Below are 16,097 nucleotides of genomic sequence, written 5' to 3'. Positions count from 1 at the left end.
GTGGGCGCTGGCTTGCCTGCGATAGCGGTGTATCTGTCAACAGGTGGGTTGCTGACCCACCGATATCCCAGGCAAGCCAGCTCCCACACAAGCCAGCTCCCACAGGGGAGCGAGCCTGAGGTTAGTTGCTGATGGCCAGGATGCTTGCCTGGTACGAGCCGACAAACACATCGAAATCGCCCACTTCGTTCTGTTCCAGCTCCGCCTGCTGCGCCAGCGAGGCACGGGCCAGTTCTTCAAAGTGCGCTTGTTCCTCAGGCGCCAAAGGCTCCTTGCGGAAGTACTCGGCATGCACTTCGCTTTGATGCAGAGAGAACTGCGCAAAGCTTTCCTTGCGCTCAGCCATGGCTGCCAACACCTGAGCCGACGGTGTCAGGGACGGGTCCTTGACCTTGGCCAACTGGGCGTCCAGTGCCTCGCTGTGTTCGGTGATGCCGTGGCTCTGATCGAGCAGGGCGGCCAGCGGGGCAATCTTCTCCAGCAACTCGGCCGCCCACTCCTTCATGTCCACCGGCTGGCCGTCACGCTGCAATTGCAGGCCAGGACGGCGACCTTCCTTGACCACGCTGAGGAAGTTGGAGGTGGCGTTGCCGCACTCGTTGTTGGCGAACAGTGGGCTGTCGTTCAGTGCGCAGTACAGCAGGAATGCGTCGAGGAACCGTGATTCCGGCAGATCGATACCCATCGGCAAGAACGGGTTGATGTCCAGGCAGCGTACTTCGATGTACTGGATGCCGCGGGCCATCAACGCCTGGATCGGCCGCTCCCCGGTGTAGGTCACGCGCTTGGGACGGATGTTGGAGTAGTACTCGTTTTCGATCTGCAGGATGTTGGTATTGAGCTGCACCCACTCGCCATCCTTGTGCGTGCCGACTTCAACGTACGGCGCGTAGGGTGTTGCCACCGCTTCGCGCAGGCTGTCGGTGTAGCTGGCCAAGTCGTTGTAGCACGGCGTCAGACCGGCCTGGGCGTTGCTCTGGTAACCCAGGTCGCTCATGCGCAGGCTGGTGGCGTAGGGCAGGTACAGGGTGTCGGCATCCAGGACTTCAAGCTGATGCGAGCGCCCCCGCAGGAAGCCGGCGTCCAGGGCTGGCGAGGCGCCGAACAGGTACATCAACAGCCAGCTGTAGCGACGGAAATTACGGATCAGCGCGATGTAGGCCGTGGACTGATAGTCACGGTCGGTGCCGACAAATCCTTCTGTTTCCTTGAGCAATGGCCACAACTGTTCCGGCAGGGAAAAGTTGTAGTGGATGCCCGCGATGCACTGCATGGTCTTGCCGTAACGCAGGGCCAGGCCCTTGCGGTACACGTACTTGAGCTGGCCGATATTGGAGGTGCCGTAGTAGGCAATCGGAATATCTTCCTCGGCCGGCAACGGGCACGGCATCGAGGGGCTCCACAGGTATTCGCTGCCCAGCTTGGTGTAGGCAAAGCGATGGATCTTGTCCAGGCTGCTCAGGGTATCGGCCGGGTTCGGCAGGGCTGGGGTGATGAACTCCAGCAGCGATTCCGAGTAGTCGGTGGTGATCTGTTCGTTGGTCAACGCGGCGCCCAGGGCTTCGGGGTGTGGCGTTTGCGCCAGGCGACCCTCACTGGTGACGCGCAGGCATTCGCGCTCGATGCCGTGCAAGCATTGCTCTAGCAGGGAGAGGTGTTCGCGCTTGCCGAGCAGGGCCAGGCGGCGGTTGAGAAGTTCGCTCAAGTTGGATTCCTTCACGCGTCAGTCGCCCCAATATGGGGGTGGGCAGGACGGTCTACAAGGGTGAAGTGGAAACTGGCGTGATCGCCTGGTTTTGAGTCGATTTGACCCGCTCTGAATTTGCCGACTTCACTCCATGAATTGGGCTACAGCGCAGCGAGAAAATTCCGACGCTGTTATCGCAGCGCCGAAATTAACTCAAATCGGGGGTGGGGAGCTATAGGACAGCGAACGTGCCCTGTGCTTTTGCGACAAGTCTTTCGCCTTGGTACACGTCGGCCTCGACCACCAGGGTGCGGCGACCGGTGTGGATCACCCGGCTGGTGCACAGCACATCACCGTCTTCCACGGCGCGAATATAGTTGATCTTGCATTCGATGGTGGCGCTCTGCTGGTCGAAACCGTGGGCGCTGGAACACGCCAGGCCCATGGTTATATCCACTAGGCTGAAAATCGCCCCGCCATGGAGCTTGCCCGCGCGGTTGCGCAGGTGCGGCTCCAGGGTCAGGGCCACCTCGGCAACGCCCTCTTCCAGGCGTTGCAGGCGGCAGCCGATCAGTTCGCTGAATGCGCTCTGGGTCAAACCGGCCGGAATCTCCATCAACGCTTCTTCAGCTGTTTAGCGTTGGCAAACAGCGACGCCATGGCGTTGTTGCTTGGCGCGGCAGTCGCGGTTTCCTTGCGCGGCGCGTTGTTCTGCGACTGGCGCGGCGCCGAACCGGGGCGAGCACCACGTGCACCGTCGATTTTTTCGCCGGGGGTGTCGCTCATGCGCATCGACAGGCCGACGCGTTTGCGCGGGATGTCGACTTCCATGACCTTGACCTTGACCACGTCACCGGCTTTGACCGCCTCACGTGGGTCCTTGATGAACTTCTCCGAAAGCGCGGAGATGTGTACCAAACCGTCCTGATGCACGCCGATGTCCACGAATGCGCCGAAGTTGGTCACGTTAGTCACCACGCCTTCGAGGATCATGCCCGGTTGCAGGTCCTTGAGGTCTTCGACGCCGTCCTGGAACTCGGCGGTCTTGAACTCCGGGCGCGGGTCGCGACCCGGTTTCTCCAGTTCTTGCAGGATATCGGTGATGGTCGGCACACCGAAGGTCTCGTCGGTGTACTTCTTGGGGTCCAGGCGCTTGAGGAACGCGGCATCACCGATCAACGAACGGATATCGCGGTCGGTCTCGGCGGCAATGCGTTGCACCAATGGGTAAGCTTCCGGGTGAACCGCAGAGGCGTCCAGCGGGTTGTCACCGTTCATTACGCGTAAGAAACCAGCAGCCTGTTCAAAAGTTTTTTCACCCAGGCGTGCGACTTTTTTCAGTGCAGCACGGGTTTTGAACGCGCCATTTTCGTCGCGATGGCTGACGATGTTCTGCGCCAGGGTCGCGTTGAGGCCGGAGATTCGCGCCAGCAGGGCGACGGACGCGGTGTTCACATCCACGCCCACGGCGTTTACGCAGTCTTCCACCACCGCATCCAGGCCGCGTGCCAGTTTCAGCTGCGACACGTCGTGCTGGTACTGGCCGACGCCGATGGATTTAGGGTCGATCTTCACCAGTTCGGCCAGCGGGTCTTGCAGGCGACGGGCGATGGACACCGCGCCACGGATCGACACATCGAGGTCCGGGAATTCCTTGGAGGCCAGCTCCGACGCCGAGTACACCGAAGCGCCTGCTTCGGAGACCATGACCTTGGTCATCTTCATGGCTGGGTATTTTTTGATCAGCTCGGCGGCCAGCTTGTCGGTTTCGCGGCTGGCGGTGCCGTTGCCGATGGCGATCAGGTCCACCGCATGCTTGGCGCACAGGGCGGCCAGGATCGCGAGGGTCTGGTCCCACTTGTTGTGCGGTACGTGTGGGTACACGGTGGCGTGGTCCAGCAGCTTGCCGGTGGCGTCGACCACCGCGACCTTGCAACCAGTGCGCAGGCCCGGGTCGAGGCCCAGGGTGGCACGCGGGCCGGCCGGTGCGGCCAACAGCAGATCGTGCAGGTTGTGGGCGAACACGTTGATCGCCTCGGTTTCGGCGCCGTCGCGCAGCTCGCCCAGCAGGTCGGTTTCCAGATGGGTGTAAAGCTTGACCTTCCAGGTCCAGCGCACCACTTCGCCGAGCCACTTGTCCGCCGGGCGGTTCTGGTTCTGGATGCCGAATTGTTGACCAATCATGCCTTCGCACGGGTGCATGGTGCCCGGCAACTCGTCACCGACTTTCAACGCGGAGCTGAGAATGCCTTCGTTGCGGCCGCGGAAAATCGCCAGGGCGCGGTGGGACGGCATGCTTTTGAGCGGCTCGTCATGTTCGAAATAGTCGCGGAACTTGGCGCCTTCTTCCTCTTTGCCGGCGATAACGCGGGCGCTGAGGATGGCTTCTTGCTTGAGGTAGGTACGCAGTTTTTCCAGGAGGCTGGCGTTTTCGGCAAAGCGCTCCATCAGGATGTACTTGGCGCCCTCGAGGGCGGCCTTGACGTCGGCGACGCCTTTTTCCGCGTCGATGAAGCGCGCGGCTTCGGTTTCCGGGGTCAGCGATGGGTCGTTGAACAGGCCGTCGGCCAAATCACCCAGGCCGGCTTCCAGGGCGATCTGGCCCTTTGTACGACGTTTCTGTTTGTATGGCAGGTAAAGGTCTTCGAGGCGGGTCTTGGTATCCGCGAGTTTGATGTCGCGTTCCAGTTGAGGAGTCAACTTGCCCTGTTCCTCGATGCTGGCGAGGATGCTGATACGCCGTTCGTCGAGTTCTCGCAGGTAGCGCAGGCGCTCTTCCAGGTGACGCAGTTGGGTGTCGTCGAGGCTGCCGGTTACTTCTTTTCGGTAACGGGCGATGAAGGGCACGGTGGAGCCTTCATCCAGTAGAGCGACGGCCGCTTCGACCTGTTGTGGGCGTACACCGAGTTCCTCGGCGATGCGGCTGTTGATGCTGTCCATAAAACCACCTGAAATTCTTAAAATCAGCGCGCCGGCCCGTAAAAACAAGGCTCGGCGAGGCTGGTTGAGCGGCCCGACTGGCGCCGCTGCCTGGGTCAAGAGGCTGGCTATTGACCCTCGAAATCGAAAAAGTCACGACAAGCGGGTAAAAAAAGCCCGGCAGCAAACGGTAACGATCTGACGTTGCCCTGCACGGAGGCGCCGCATTATAACCAGCGTTCCGCCCTTGGGGGCTACTGCGCCGCAGCTTGTAGGGCGCGGGTTCGCTGGCAGTAGATGAAAAATCTGCTAACAATGCACACGGTGCGTATAACGGCAGCTACGCCATAATGCGCGCCGAGATAAGAGGAGCATCCAATGAGCAGCACCGCACAAACTGCTGAAGGCGAAAAAATTCTCATCGTTGATGACGATCCGGGGCTGAGCAGCCTGCTGGAGCGTTTTTTCAACTCCAAGGGCTATCGTGCCCGGGCGGTGCCGAACACCGAGCAGATGGATCGTCTGTTAGGGCGTGAAGTCTTCAACCTGGTCGTCCTCGACCTGATGCTGCCCGGCGAAGACGGCCTTACTGCCTGTAAACGCCTGCGCGGTGCTAACAACCAGATCCCGATCATCATGCTCACCGCCAAGGGCGATGAACTGAGCCGTATCAAGGGCCTGGAACTGGGGGCTGATGACTACCTGGCCAAGCCTTTCAACCCCGATGAGCTGATGGCGCGGGTCAAGGCCGTATTGCGTCGCCAGGCACCGGCGGTACCGGGCGCACCGGGCAGCGAAGACGAAAGCGTCACCTTTGGCGACTACGAACTGTCGCTGGCCACCCGTGAGCTCAAGCGCGGTGAAGAAGTGCACATGCTCACCACGGGTGAATTCGCAGTGCTCAAGGCCTTGGTCATGAACGCTCGCCAGCCGCTGACCCGTGACAAACTGATGAACCTGGCCCGTGGCCGGGAATGGGACGCACTGGAGCGCTCCATCGACGTGCAGATTTCCCGACTGCGCCGGATGATCGAGCCGGACCCGTCCAAGCCGCGGTATATCCAGACGGTGTGGGGTGTGGGTTATGTGTTTGTGCCGGATGGCACCGCAACCAAGTGACCGATGATTTGCAGGGGCGGGTATCCTGGCGTTTGACCCCATGAGGGTCGACGGGATGCCCGGCGTCTGCAATTCTGCGAGCACCGCTCGTTCCTGCAAGGTGTGCAGCTTTCATCTATGAAAACCCCGCTGTGGTTCCCGCAAAGTTTCTTCTCCCGCACCCTCTGGCTGGTGCTTATTGTCGTTCTGTTTTCCAAGGCACTCACGTTGGTTTATCTGCTGATGAACGAAGACGTGCTGGTGGATCGGCAGTACAGCCATGGCGTCGCCCTGACATTGCGTGGTTATTGGGCGGTAGACCCTGAGAACCGCGAAAAGGTAGCCAAGGCATCGACCCTCACTCGAGTTGACGGCGCCGGTGTGCCTGAAGGCGAGCAACATTGGCCCTACAGCGAGATTTACCAGCGCCAGATGCAGGCCGAATTGGGCGCCGATACCGAGGTGCGGCTTCGTATGCATGTTTCGCCTGCGTTGTGGGTGCGAGCGCCAAGCCTGGGGGATGCGTGGATCAAGGTTCCGCTTTATCCGCACCCGCTGCGTGGGCAAAAAATCTGGAACGTGTTGGGTTGGTTCCTGGCCATTGGCTTGCTCTCAACGGCGTCGGCGTGGATCTTCGTCCGCCAGCTCAACCAACCCCTCAAGCGCCTGGTGTTTGCCGCTCGCCAACTGGGCCAGGGGCGTAGTGTGCGCTTGCCGGTCAGCGACACGCCCAGTGAGATGACCGAGGTGTACGGCGCCTTCAACCAGATGGCAGAAGATGTCGAACAGGCCGGGCGCGAACGCGAGTTGATGCTGGCGGGGGTGTCCCATGACTTGCGCACGCCGCTGACGCGATTGCGTTTGTCCCTGGAATTGATGGGTGACCATACCGACCTCACCGATGACATGGTGCGCGACATCGAAGACATGGACGCCATCCTGGACCAGTTCCTGGCGTTCATCCGCGACGGGCGGGATGAGGTGGTCGAGGAGGTCGACCTCACGGAGCTCGTGCGTGAGGTGGTTGCGCCCTATAACCAGAACGGTGAGCAGGTGCGCACGCGCCTGGAGCCGATCCAGCCGTTCGCATTACGCCGGGTGTCGATGAAGCGCCTGCTGAACAACTTGATTGGCAACGCCTTGCACCATGCTGGTTCCGATGTGGAAGTGGCGGCGTACGTTTCTGGCGACAGTGCCGCACCTTACGTGGTGCTGAGCGTGATGGACCGTGGCACAGGAATCGACCCGGCGGAACTGGAAGGTATCTTCAACCCCTTCACCCGTGGCGACCGAGCCCGAGGAGGCAAGGGCACCGGGTTGGGGTTGGCGATTGTGCGGCGGATTGCGTCGATGCATGGCGGCAATGTTGAGTTGCGCAACCGGGAAGGCGGCGGGTTGGAGGCGCGGGTGCGGCTGCCGTTGGGGTTGATGCTGCCTAGAGACGCCGTCTAACAAGCAATATGAATGCAAATGTGGGAGCTGGCTTGCCTGCGATAGCGGTAGTTCATTCAACGACGATGTTGAATGTACCGGCGTCATCGCAGGCAAGCCAGCTCCCACAGTGGTTTGCGGCGTGTGGCAGATGTGGGTATTCAGCCCTTTCCCTTGGTCCGAGTCATATTCGGCCCGCCATTCTTTTCCAGATGCTGAATGATGATCCCCGCCACATCCTTACCGGTGGTAGTTTCGATTCCTTCCAGGCCCGGCGATGAGTTTACTTCCATCACCAAGGGGCCATGGTTGGAGCGCAGGATGTCCACACCCGCCACGCTCAGCCCCATCACCTTGGCTGCCCGTAGCGCGGTCATGCGTTCTTCCGGGGTGATCTTGATCAGGCTGGCGCTGCCACCACGGTGAAGGTTGGAGCGGAACTCACCGGGCTTGGCCTGGCGCTTCATCGCCGCAATCACCTTGTCGCCTACCACGAAGCAGCGAATGTCCGCGCCGCCAGCTTCCTTGATGTATTCCTGCACCATGATGTTCTGCTTGAGGCCCATGAACGCCTCAATCACCGACTCCGCTGCCGTTGCTGTTTCACACAGCACCACGCCGATGCCCTGGGTGCCTTCCAGCACCTTGATCACCAGCGGTGCGCCATTGACCATCTCGATCAGGTCGGGAATGTCATCCGGGGAGTGGGCAAAACCGGTGACCGGCAGGCCGATGCCCCGGCGCGACAGCAGTTGCAGGGAGCGCAGCTTGTCCCGCGAGCGTGCAATGGCCACGGATTCATTCAGCGGAAACACCCCCATCATTTCAAACTGGCGCAATACCGCGCAGCCATAGAACGTCACAGAAGCGCCGATACGCGGGATCACCGCATCAAAGCCTTCCAGGGGCTTGCCCCGGTAGTGGATCTGCGGCTTGTGGCTGGCAATGTTCATGTAGGCACGCAACGTGTCGATCACCACCATTTCATGGCCACGTTCAGTGCCGGCCTCGACCAGGCGGCGGGTAGAATACAGACGCGGGTTTCGCGACAGCACAGCAATCTTCATGCAGCACCTGGGGCAGAAATAGTGGAGACCGGGAACACCGGCTTGTCTTGAACGTACTTGAGGCCCGGATTGACCACCAGCTGGCCGTCAATCAGCGCCTTGGAGCCCAGCAGCAGGCGGTAACGCATGGCTTTGCGACAGGCGAGGGTGAACTCCACCCGCCATACCCGATCACCCAGGGCCAGGGTGGTGCTGATCACGTAGCGCACCTGCGCATGGCCGTTGGAGCTCTTGATGGTTTTCATCGTCACCAGGGGCGCTTCACAGCGCCGGTGACGCAGTTGCACCACGCTGCCCAGGTGCGCGGTAAAACGCACCCACTTTTCACCGTCGCGCTCAAAGGGCTCGATATCGGTGGCGTGCAGGCTTGAGGTACTGGCACCGGTGTCGATCTTCGCGCGCAGGCCTGCGACTCCCAAGTCGGGAAGTGCCACCCACTCACGCAGACCCACAACGGTCAAATGGTCAAATGTCTTCAATATGGTTAACCGGTCAATTCGCCCAGGCTTGAGGAGATACCTCAGCCAACGCTTTGAATGCAGGCTTGGCGAACCAGAAGCCCTGCATCAGAAATATTCCGCAGTCGGACAGGAAGTCGCGCTCGCCGGCACTTTCGATGCCTTCGGCGATGACAGTAACCCCCAACTGCTCACAGATTGTGACAATCCCTCGGACGATGACCTGGCGGACACGATCCTGGTCGACATCGCGAATCAGCGCCATGTCGAGCTTGATCAAGTCAGGTTGGAAATCGGCCAGCAGGTTCAGCCCCGAATAGCCCGCGCCGAAATCGTCGATGGCGGTCTTGAAGCCGAATTCGCGGTATTCACGCAGAATATTCGTCAAATGGCGATAGTTATCTACGTGCTCGCTTTCCAGAGTCTCGAAAATCAGCCGGTCCAGCGGGAAATTGTGCGCTCGGGCGGCCTCCAGAGTGCTGCGGATACACAGTTCCGGGCGATATACCGCATTGGGCATGAAGTTGATGGAAAGGTGAGTCTGCATGCCCAGGGCCGCGGCACCGGCGATGGCCTTGGTCCGGCAACGCTGGTCGAAGCGGTAGCGATTGGTTGCGTTGACCTGAGCCAGCACCGACAGCGCGCCTTCTCCCAGGGGGCCGCGCACCAAGGCTTCGTTGGCGAAGATCGAATGGTCACGCAGGTCTACGATAGGCTGGTAGGCGAACGCAAAATCGAACCCCAGAGGCTCGCTTTGCTGGCAACCCACGCACCCCTGGTTGGGCGAGGTGAGGGAAAGGGGAAAGTCGGTCACGGCGTATCCTCGCGAAAACAGGGTGCTACCTGGCGTATCTTAGGTGAGCCTTGGGGTTTATGCGTCGAAGGGTTTCAACGGTAAAGTTGCGACATTTTTCAGAGCGAGGAATTCAAGTGGCTCAAAAGCAGGAAGAGGAAGAGAAGGTCCGGCTGGACAAGTGGTTGTGGGCAGCGCGGTTCTATAAGACCCGCGCTCTGGCCAAGGCCGCTATCGAGAGCGGCAAGGTGCATCATCGCGGCGAGCGCTGCAAACCGGGCAAGGAGCCGCGCGTCGGCGACGAGTTTCAGATTCGTACAGGGTTTGATGAAAAAACCATCGTGGTGCAGGCACTTTCCATCGTACGCCGCGGCGCGCCTGAAGCGCAGGCACTGTATGCCGAGACCGAAGCCAGCATCGCCAAGCGCGAAAACGCTGCAGCCATGCGCAAAGCAGGTGCTTCAGGCCTGACCACTGACGGCAAGCCGAGCAAGAAGCAGCGCCGCGATCTATTCAAATTTCGCGGCAGCGGCAATGACGATTGATTGCACGAGTCGCCCATGCACACTCGATCAAATGTGGGAGCGGGCTTGCCCGCTCCCACTTTTAGCCCTGGGGGTTACGGAGTTGTGCGCATGACACTCAACCGCCCAATAACGGGCAACTTGCTCAGTAGCCCGAAAAGCGGCGCCGTCATCCGCAACAAAGCGCCCGACACCTTCGCCGCGAACGGCGTGTAATACCCCCAGCCCAACGCCAACAGCGCCAGCAGTACGCCACCGATGTAGTCGTCCTGTCCCCAGTGCGCGCCCGCGACCAGCCGCGGCATCATGAACAGCAGCGCCAGGCCCCAGATCACCAGCACCTGGCCGATGCGCCGGGCGAACACGCTCATGAACATCGCCCAGATCAATAGCACCGAAGCATGGTCGCCGGGGAAGCTCTGGCTCGAGCGGTCCTTCAATTCCCAGGTTTTCTCCAGCCCTGGGAAAAAGTCGCTCATTTGAATCGCGCCGCTGATGACCATCGACGGGCTACTGTGCTGCCAGCCCATGTGCGCCGCGAGTTTGGAGAACAGCATGCGGACAAACAGCAACAGCAGCAGAATGCCGAGGAAGCCAAAAAACGCCTGGCGCACCTGCACGGCCTTGAACACCCAGTCGCCGCGAATCAGCAGTGCCAGCAAAATCACGCCGACCACTGCATCAAACGGCCGCAGGCTGGCCACGGCCCATATATGCAACCAGGTCGAGTTCGTGGCCAATGGGCCATTGAGCAGATGAAACAGCCACTCGTCGAAAATCACACAGAGCATCTGGCCCGTGGGCCACAGCCAAAAACACAGCAGCCCGATAGCGAGTAGATTGCAAAGAGCCCATCGCCGGAGGTTCCAGTTGGCTTGGAACAAACCCGGATTGTTCATAAACTGTCCCTCATCGCTCTATTCAGCTCCTTGAATTCAGGAGAAGTCGCACCAAGATGGTGCTAAAGCGTTTAATTTTATAAACCTTGTAATCATTTTGTCATCACTTCAGATACCCAGACCTATGACTGATCTACCGGATACCGACTTCACCCAACGCTTCATCTTCGATGAGAGCGATGCCCGCGGCGAGATGGTTTCGTTGGAGCTCAGCTATGCCGAAGTCCTTGCCAAACACGCCTATCCGGAGCCGGTCGCGCAATTGCTCGGCGAGTTGATGGCCGCTGCGGCGCTGCTGGTGGGCACCATGAAGTTCGACGGTTTGCTGATCTTGCAGGCTCGTTCCGAAGGGCCAGTGCCCATGTTGATGATCGAGTGCTCGAGCGAGCGCGAGATCCGTGGTCTGGCCCGTTACGAGCCTGACCAGATTGCCGCAGATGCCACCTTGGCCGACCTGATGCCCAATGGCGTCCTGGCACTGACTGTCGACCCGACCGAGGGCCAGCGGTACCAGGGTATTGTCGACCTCGACGGTCAGACCCTGTCGGAATGCTTCACCAACTACTTCGTTATGTCCCAGCAAGTGGGCACCAAGTTCTGGCTTAACGCCGACGGCAAGCGCGCCCGTGGTTTGCTGGTGCAACAACTGCCGGCCGATCGCATCAAGGATGAGGATGATCGTGCCGAAAGCTGGCGGCATATCATCGCCTTGGCCGACACCTTGAAGGCCGAAGAACTGCTGGGCCTGGACAACGAAACCATCCTGCACCGCCTCTACCACGAAGAGGCCGTGCGCCTGTTCGACGCACAGGGCCTGCATTTTCGCTGCAGTTGCTCGCGCGAGCGTTCCGGTAACGCGCTGGTCAGCCTGGGCCTGGAAGATGCGCAAAACCTGGTGGTGGAACATGGCGGCCATATCGAGATCGACTGCCAGTTCTGCAACCAGCGCTACCTGTTCGATGCGGCTGATGTAGCGCAATTGTTCGCTGGCGCAGGCAGCGACACCCCTTCCGACACCCGCCACTAAAACGTTTAAGCACAGGTAAATCACCTGACAAACGCCGGATTAGAGGTGTTCTGACGGGAGGGCCCTACTCTTTTTGGGCTTTTCTGGCATAATCCGGCCCACTTTTTTCGCGGTAGTAGTGCGCAACTTTCTACTACAAAACGTTTGGAGCACTCGGCCATAGGCCGACGGGGAACCTCATGACGCAAGCCAATAACGCCGTATACACCGATCTGAGTGTTGACGATCTGGTCAAAGAAGCCCTGCAGCGCGGTGAAGGCGTGCTTGCCGATACTGGCGCGCTGGTCGTAGAAACCGGTCACCGCACCGGTCGTTCGCCGGTTGACCGTTTCATCGTTGAAGAGCCTTCCACCCAGGACGCCATCGCCTGGGGCCCGATCAACCGCAAGTTCCCGGCCGACAAGTTCGATGCCCTGTGGGCTCGCGTCGAGGCGTTCAATAACGCGCAAGAGCATTTCGTTTCCCATGTTCACGTAGGGGCTGCAGAAGACCACTACCTGGCCGTGAAAATGACCACCCAGACTGCCTGGCAGAACCTGTTCGGTCGTTGCCTGTTCATCAACCCGGCCCAGTACAACCCGGCCGGTCGTGAAGAGTGGCAAGTGCTCAACGTGGCCAACTTCGAGTGCGTGCCAGAGCGTGACGGCACTAACTCCGACGGTTGCGTGATCCTCAACTTCGCCCAGAAAAAAGTACTGATTGCCGGCATGCGTTACGCCGGTGAAATGAAAAAAGCCATGTTCTCGGTGCAGAACTTCCTGCTGCCGGCTGCCGACGTGCTGCCGATGCACTGCGCCGCCAACATTGGCGAAGCAGGCGATGTGACCCTGTTCTTCGGCCTGTCCGGCACTGGCAAGACCACCCTGTCTGCCGACGAAAGCCGTTACCTGATCGGTGACGACGAGCACGGCTGGGGCGAAGGCGTGGTGTTCAACATCGAAGGCGGCTGCTATGCCAAGTGCATCGACCTGTCCGAGAAGAACGAGCCGGTTATCTGGAAAGCCATCAAGCACGGCGCGGTGCTGGAAAACGTCGTGATCGACGAGGCCAAGCACGCCGACTACGCCGATGTCAGCCTGACCCAGAACAGCCGTGCCGCCTACCCGCTGGAGCACGTTGCCAAGCGTTCCGAGAAGAACCTGGGCGGCGAGCCAAACGCGGTGATCTTCCTGACCTGCGACCTGACCGGCGTACTGCCGCCTGTGTCGATCCTCAGCGAAGAACAAGCGGCCTACCACTTCCTGTCCGGCTACACCGCTCTGGTGGGCTCGACCGAAATGGGTTCGGGCAGCGGCATCAAGTCGACCTTCTCCACCTGCTTCGGCGCGCCGTTCTTCCCACGCCCGGCTGGCGAATACGCAGAGCTTCTGATCAAGCGTATCCGTGGTTTCGGCTCCAAGGTCTACCTGGTCAACACCGGCTGGACCGGCGGCGGTTACGGCGTTGGTAAACGCTTCAACATTCCGACCACTCGCGGCGTGATTGCAGCGATCCAGAGCGGTGCGTTGATCGGTGCGCAAACCGAACACCTGGACACCATCAACCTCGACGTGCCATTGGCCGTACCGGGCGTTGAAACCGGCCTGTTGAACCCACGCAACACCTGGGCTGACAAGGCTGCCTACGACGAAGCAGCGAAGGCGCTGGCTGGCCTGTTCATCGAGAATTTCAAGAAGTTTGAAGTCAGCGATGCGATCAAGGCGGCGGGTCCTAAGTTGTAAGATTCGCTGGTTGTAAAAAAGCCGCCTCTTAAGTAGGCGGCTTTTTTGTGCGCGACGTTAGCCGGCGATATGCAGTACCACTGCACCGACCAGCACCAGGACGACACCTGCCACCTGCACCGCTGACAACCGCTCCTTGAAAAATACAAACCCCAGGATCGCCGCGATCCCTCCAGAGAGCGTACTGATCACCGTCACCACCGACACCGAGCCGGCCATTGCGCCCCACGAAAACGCCGAGAAACCGCCGAGGTTCATCAAGCTCGCCCCGGTCAACGTCGCGCAGTTTTTCAGCGGCGGGATCTTCAGGCCATCCCTGATTTTCAGCACCATCACCACCAGCACGCACAGGCCTACCAGGTAACCCAGCCACAACATGGTGATTGGCCCCAGCGCTGGCAGTGTGTAGCGGCCTTGCAGCCAGAAACTGGTGCCGTACAAGGTTGCGGCGAACATGGCGTAGGCAATGGACAGGCGCGGGTTGTTGTGAGGCGTACCGTTGTCCTTGTGAACGCTGGACAGCACAACGCCGATCACGCACAGGGCGATGCAGCCCAGTTGTATCAGGCTGATGTGTTCACCGCTGGCCCAGGACAGCAAGGTGGTCACGACCCCATAGGACGTCACCAATGGCGCGACGATGGCCGCTTTGCCCAAGGCAAAGGCTTTGGACAGCGCAAGGGCGCCGGACACCGTCAGCAGAGCGGCGGCGACGCCCAGGAGCCCAAACGCTTAACGGCGCATCAAGGGATTTGAAAAGGAAGGCCGGGAAAATGACCAGCAGGAGGGTCATGATCAAAAAACCGAGGGCTTGGCCGAAATACACCGCGCGTTTTACGCCAACGGCTCGGGCGTTGAGGCCCACCAGAAAGTCCGTGCCACCCCAGAGCAGAGCGGCCAGCAGGCCCATTGTCACGTCCATGTAAGGTCCTTGTTATTTATACGGCTCGTCAGATGAGCGCAGATCCACTGTGGGAGCGGGCTTGCCCTAATACTGTAGGAGCGAGCTTGCTCGCGAAAAACGTCAACGATAACGCGTGCTTGCTGAATGAACGCGGCGCCTGTGAGTTTTTCGCGAGCAAGCTCGCTCCTACAAAAAAACCTTCATTGGAATCAGCTCAGGTTTTCCAGCATCTGCGTGTCCCAGCGGTGGGTCTTGATCGCCAGGTAGAGCATGCCGATGGTCAGCGGGATCTTGTCACCACGGCCCTTGGCGCGACGCTTCAGGAACACGTCGAACACCGGCGGCTGGAAGTAACGATAAGCGTCGTAGTCGCCCAGGTCGACCCCGAAATCCTGTTCAAGCGCCTCCATGAATTGCTTGGCCTCAGCGCCATCGCACCCGAGGTCGAAGTTCAGTGAGGTGTGCAGGCCGATGGTCTTGTGTTTTGGCAAGCCGATTTCTTCATGCAGCAATTGCAGGAGCTGCTGCATGACTGGATCTTCGGGGAAGTTGGGGGCCAGGTTCATAGTGGGGGTGCGTAGGAGTGGGTGAGGGGGCCTTTTACGTTGCAGGCGGTATTTGTTTCGCGTGACGAAGAGAGCCAAGCCTATCAAGAACAAGGCCAGGGGAAGAAGTTGAATGTTCAGGACAATGGCAATGTAGGGTAGCCAGAACAACAGAAGCAGTCCCGTTACGATGAAGGTAACGGCGAAACGCGTTCTTAACGTGCAGTCAGTGATTTTGTAATACAGCAGCAGATGGAGAGCGAATAATAGCGCTGTTTGTAGGTAAAGCCATTGACTAAAGTTCATCTGGAGTACACATGCATTGAGACGCTTGAGCGCTGCGGGCCTATGCCACCGCTGACCTGAGCATCCAGGCCAATGACGATGTCTGCGCTGTGAAAGTTGCGGATCCTGCGAGAAATCAAATCGCTGATAGCGTTCTCGACTATCGATTCTGCTTTGCTGGATATGATCCCGACAGGGGCTGCAACTGCGCCAGAAATGATTTCTTTTATGAGGTTGTTCCGATTGTTCAAGCTATCTGCCTGCTTCCTGGTCAGTGGCTTTGAGACGGCCACTGTCATGACGCAGGGTAGATCTCGGGCGAGCATCTTTTCGTACAACTTCTGAAGCCGCAAGCGGACCTCTATCGCTGAAGCTTTTACTTCCAGCAAGCAAAGTGTGGCTAGCTCTTGTTGATTGTTTGGCATCACGGTGAGTCGAATTACCGTGAAAGTGATGCCATAGTGGCCGATATATTGAGTCCTTTCGATGTTCACGGTTTTTTCCGAGACAGTTGATAGGAGGTTATGTTCAGTCGGCTACGCGTAACTCGTATAGAGGGTTGAGCGGGTATTTGAAGCAGTTTGGGAAACGGATGGCGTGACGTTTGGCGGTGTCTTACAAAAGCCTCCGGCATTTATGGCTTGCAACGATGTAATAGGTAAAGCTGATCAGTTGTAGGAGCGAGCTTGCTCGCGAAAAACTCAGGGGCGCCGCGTTTTTTCTGATTTACCGCGTCATC

At 59.4% G+C, this 16,097-nt stretch carries 14 protein-coding genes and 1 pseudogene; 5 read left to right on the top strand and 10 right to left on the bottom strand.

All coding sequences use genetic code 11. The features are described 5' to 3' along the window. Positions 1-121 precede the first annotated feature (121 nt). The 3 genes from gshA to BOP96_RS05120 all read right to left on the bottom strand — a co-directional run bounded on the left by gshA (position 122) and on the right by BOP96_RS05120 (position 4,627). Entirely contained in the window at positions 122-1,705 is a 1,584-nt protein-coding gene (gene gshA, locus BOP96_RS05130; RefSeq protein WP_032901783.1) for a glutamate--cysteine ligase, read from the bottom strand. 214 nt (positions 1,706-1,919) lie between these two features. Continuing rightward, the gene (locus BOP96_RS05125) at positions 1,920-2,303 is read right to left on the bottom strand and encodes a PaaI family thioesterase (RefSeq protein WP_014716471.1); all 384 of its coding nucleotides are present in this window, start codon (positions 2,301-2,303) and stop codon (positions 1,920-1,922) included. Beyond that, complete coding sequence (locus tag BOP96_RS05120; RefSeq protein ID WP_014716472.1) at positions 2,303-4,627, bottom strand: Tex family protein; 2,325 nt, start codon at positions 4,625-4,627, stop codon at positions 2,303-2,305. Before BOP96_RS05120 ends, BOP96_RS05125 begins: the two co-directional genes overlap by 1 nt. 357 nt (positions 4,628-4,984) lie before the next feature. Here BOP96_RS05120 and ompR point away from each other — a divergent pair, with 357 nt between their 5' ends. Beyond that, entirely contained in the window at positions 4,985-5,725 is a 741-nt protein-coding gene (gene ompR, locus BOP96_RS05115) for an osmolarity response regulator transcription factor OmpR (RefSeq protein ID WP_003187669.1), read from the top strand. Between the two features lie 117 nt (positions 5,726-5,842). Beyond that, a complete protein-coding gene (locus BOP96_RS05110) occupies positions 5,843-7,156 on the top strand; it encodes an ATP-binding protein (RefSeq protein ID WP_014716473.1) in 1,314 nt (437 codons plus the stop codon). A gap of 140 nt (positions 7,157-7,296) precedes the next feature. On the opposite strand, the gene rimK is transcribed toward BOP96_RS05110, so the two are convergent. Genes rimK through rimA form a run of 3 tightly spaced genes read right to left on the bottom strand, consistent with a single transcriptional unit; the run spans position 7,297 to position 9,474 of the window. Beyond that, on the bottom strand, positions 7,297-8,202 hold the full coding sequence (gene rimK, locus BOP96_RS05105) for a 30S ribosomal protein S6--L-glutamate ligase (protein WP_003187674.1): 906 nt from the start codon (positions 8,200-8,202) through the stop codon (positions 7,297-7,299). Further along, the gene (gene rimB, locus BOP96_RS05100) at positions 8,199-8,681 is read right to left on the bottom strand and encodes a retropepsin-like aspartic endopeptidase RimB (RefSeq protein ID WP_003187676.1); all 483 of its coding nucleotides are present in this window, start codon (positions 8,679-8,681) and stop codon (positions 8,199-8,201) included. The genes rimK and rimB overlap by 4 nt, the downstream gene beginning before the upstream one ends. Positions 8,682-8,694: 13 nt before the next feature. After that, entirely contained in the window at positions 8,695-9,474 is a 780-nt protein-coding gene (gene rimA / locus BOP96_RS05095; protein WP_020302423.1) for a S6 modification regulatory phosphodiesterase RimA, read from the bottom strand. Positions 9,475-9,590: 116 nt separating this feature from the next. Here rimA and BOP96_RS05090 point away from each other — a divergent pair, with 116 nt between their 5' ends. Continuing rightward, positions 9,591-9,998 (top strand): RNA-binding S4 domain-containing protein, encoded by a 408-nt coding sequence (locus tag BOP96_RS05090; RefSeq protein WP_003236026.1) that lies wholly within the window; start codon positions 9,591-9,593, stop codon positions 9,996-9,998. A 74-nt stretch (positions 9,999-10,072) separates the two neighbouring features. On the opposite strand, the gene BOP96_RS05085 is transcribed toward BOP96_RS05090, so the two are convergent. Further along, positions 10,073-10,876, bottom strand: a complete 804-nt coding sequence (locus BOP96_RS05085) for a phosphatase PAP2 family protein (protein ID WP_020302422.1) — start codon at positions 10,874-10,876, stop codon at positions 10,073-10,075. Between the two features lie 124 nt (positions 10,877-11,000). Between BOP96_RS05085 and hslO the strand changes: the two genes are divergently transcribed. Both hslO and BOP96_RS05075 read left to right on the top strand, forming a co-directional pair. Continuing rightward, on the top strand, positions 11,001-11,903 hold the full coding sequence (hslO, locus tag BOP96_RS05080) for an Hsp33 family molecular chaperone HslO (RefSeq protein WP_073451986.1): 903 nt from the start codon (positions 11,001-11,003) through the stop codon (positions 11,901-11,903). A gap of 179 nt (positions 11,904-12,082) precedes the next feature. Further along, positions 12,083-13,624, top strand: a complete 1,542-nt coding sequence (locus BOP96_RS05075) for a phosphoenolpyruvate carboxykinase (RefSeq protein WP_005783824.1) — start codon at positions 12,083-12,085, stop codon at positions 13,622-13,624. A 57-nt stretch (positions 13,625-13,681) separates the two neighbouring features. Here BOP96_RS05075 and BOP96_RS05070 read toward each other — a convergent pair. The 3 genes and pseudogenes from BOP96_RS05070 to BOP96_RS05060 form a co-directional block, all read right to left on the bottom strand. After that, positions 13,682-14,546: pseudogene (locus BOP96_RS05070) on the bottom strand (EamA family transporter). Between the two features lie 191 nt (positions 14,547-14,737). Then, on the bottom strand, positions 14,738-15,094 hold the full coding sequence (locus BOP96_RS05065; protein ID WP_032901789.1) for a DUF1493 family protein: 357 nt from the start codon (positions 15,092-15,094) through the stop codon (positions 14,738-14,740). 281 nt (positions 15,095-15,375) lie between these two features. Continuing rightward, on the bottom strand, positions 15,376-15,852 hold the full coding sequence (locus BOP96_RS05060; protein WP_032901791.1) for a hypothetical protein: 477 nt from the start codon (positions 15,850-15,852) through the stop codon (positions 15,376-15,378). Positions 15,853-16,097: the final 245 nt, after the last annotated feature.

The organism is Pseudomonas sp. FSL W5-0203 (assembly GCF_001896155.1).
GTDB lineage: Bacteria > Pseudomonadota > Gammaproteobacteria > Pseudomonadales > Pseudomonadaceae > Aquipseudomonas > Aquipseudomonas paracarnis.
This window is presented reverse-complemented; position numbering and strand designations above follow the sequence as displayed.

Coding starts and splice junctions, on each gene's coding strand:
- BOP96_RS05125 (WP_014716471.1), bottom strand. CDS start 2,303: ATGGAGATTCCGGCCGGTTTGACCCAGAGCGCATTCAGCGAACTGATC.
- BOP96_RS05120 (WP_014716472.1), bottom strand. CDS start 4,627: ATGGACAGCATCAACAGCCGCATCGCCGAGGAACTCGGTGTACGCCCA.
- ompR (WP_003187669.1), top strand. CDS start 4,985: ATGAGCAGCACCGCACAAACTGCTGAAGGCGAAAAAATTCTCATCGTT.
- BOP96_RS05110 (WP_014716473.1), top strand. CDS start 5,843: ATGAAAACCCCGCTGTGGTTCCCGCAAAGTTTCTTCTCCCGCACCCTC.
- rimK (WP_003187674.1), bottom strand. CDS start 8,202: ATGAAGATTGCTGTGCTGTCGCGAAACCCGCGTCTGTATTCTACCCGC.
- BOP96_RS05085 (WP_020302422.1), bottom strand. CDS start 10,876: ATGAACAATCCGGGTTTGTTCCAAGCCAACTGGAACCTCCGGCGATGG.
- hslO (WP_073451986.1), top strand. CDS start 11,001: ATGACTGATCTACCGGATACCGACTTCACCCAACGCTTCATCTTCGAT.
- BOP96_RS05075 (WP_005783824.1), top strand. CDS start 12,083: ATGACGCAAGCCAATAACGCCGTATACACCGATCTGAGTGTTGACGAT.
- BOP96_RS05065 (WP_032901789.1), bottom strand. CDS start 15,094: ATGAACCTGGCCCCCAACTTCCCCGAAGATCCAGTCATGCAGCAGCTC.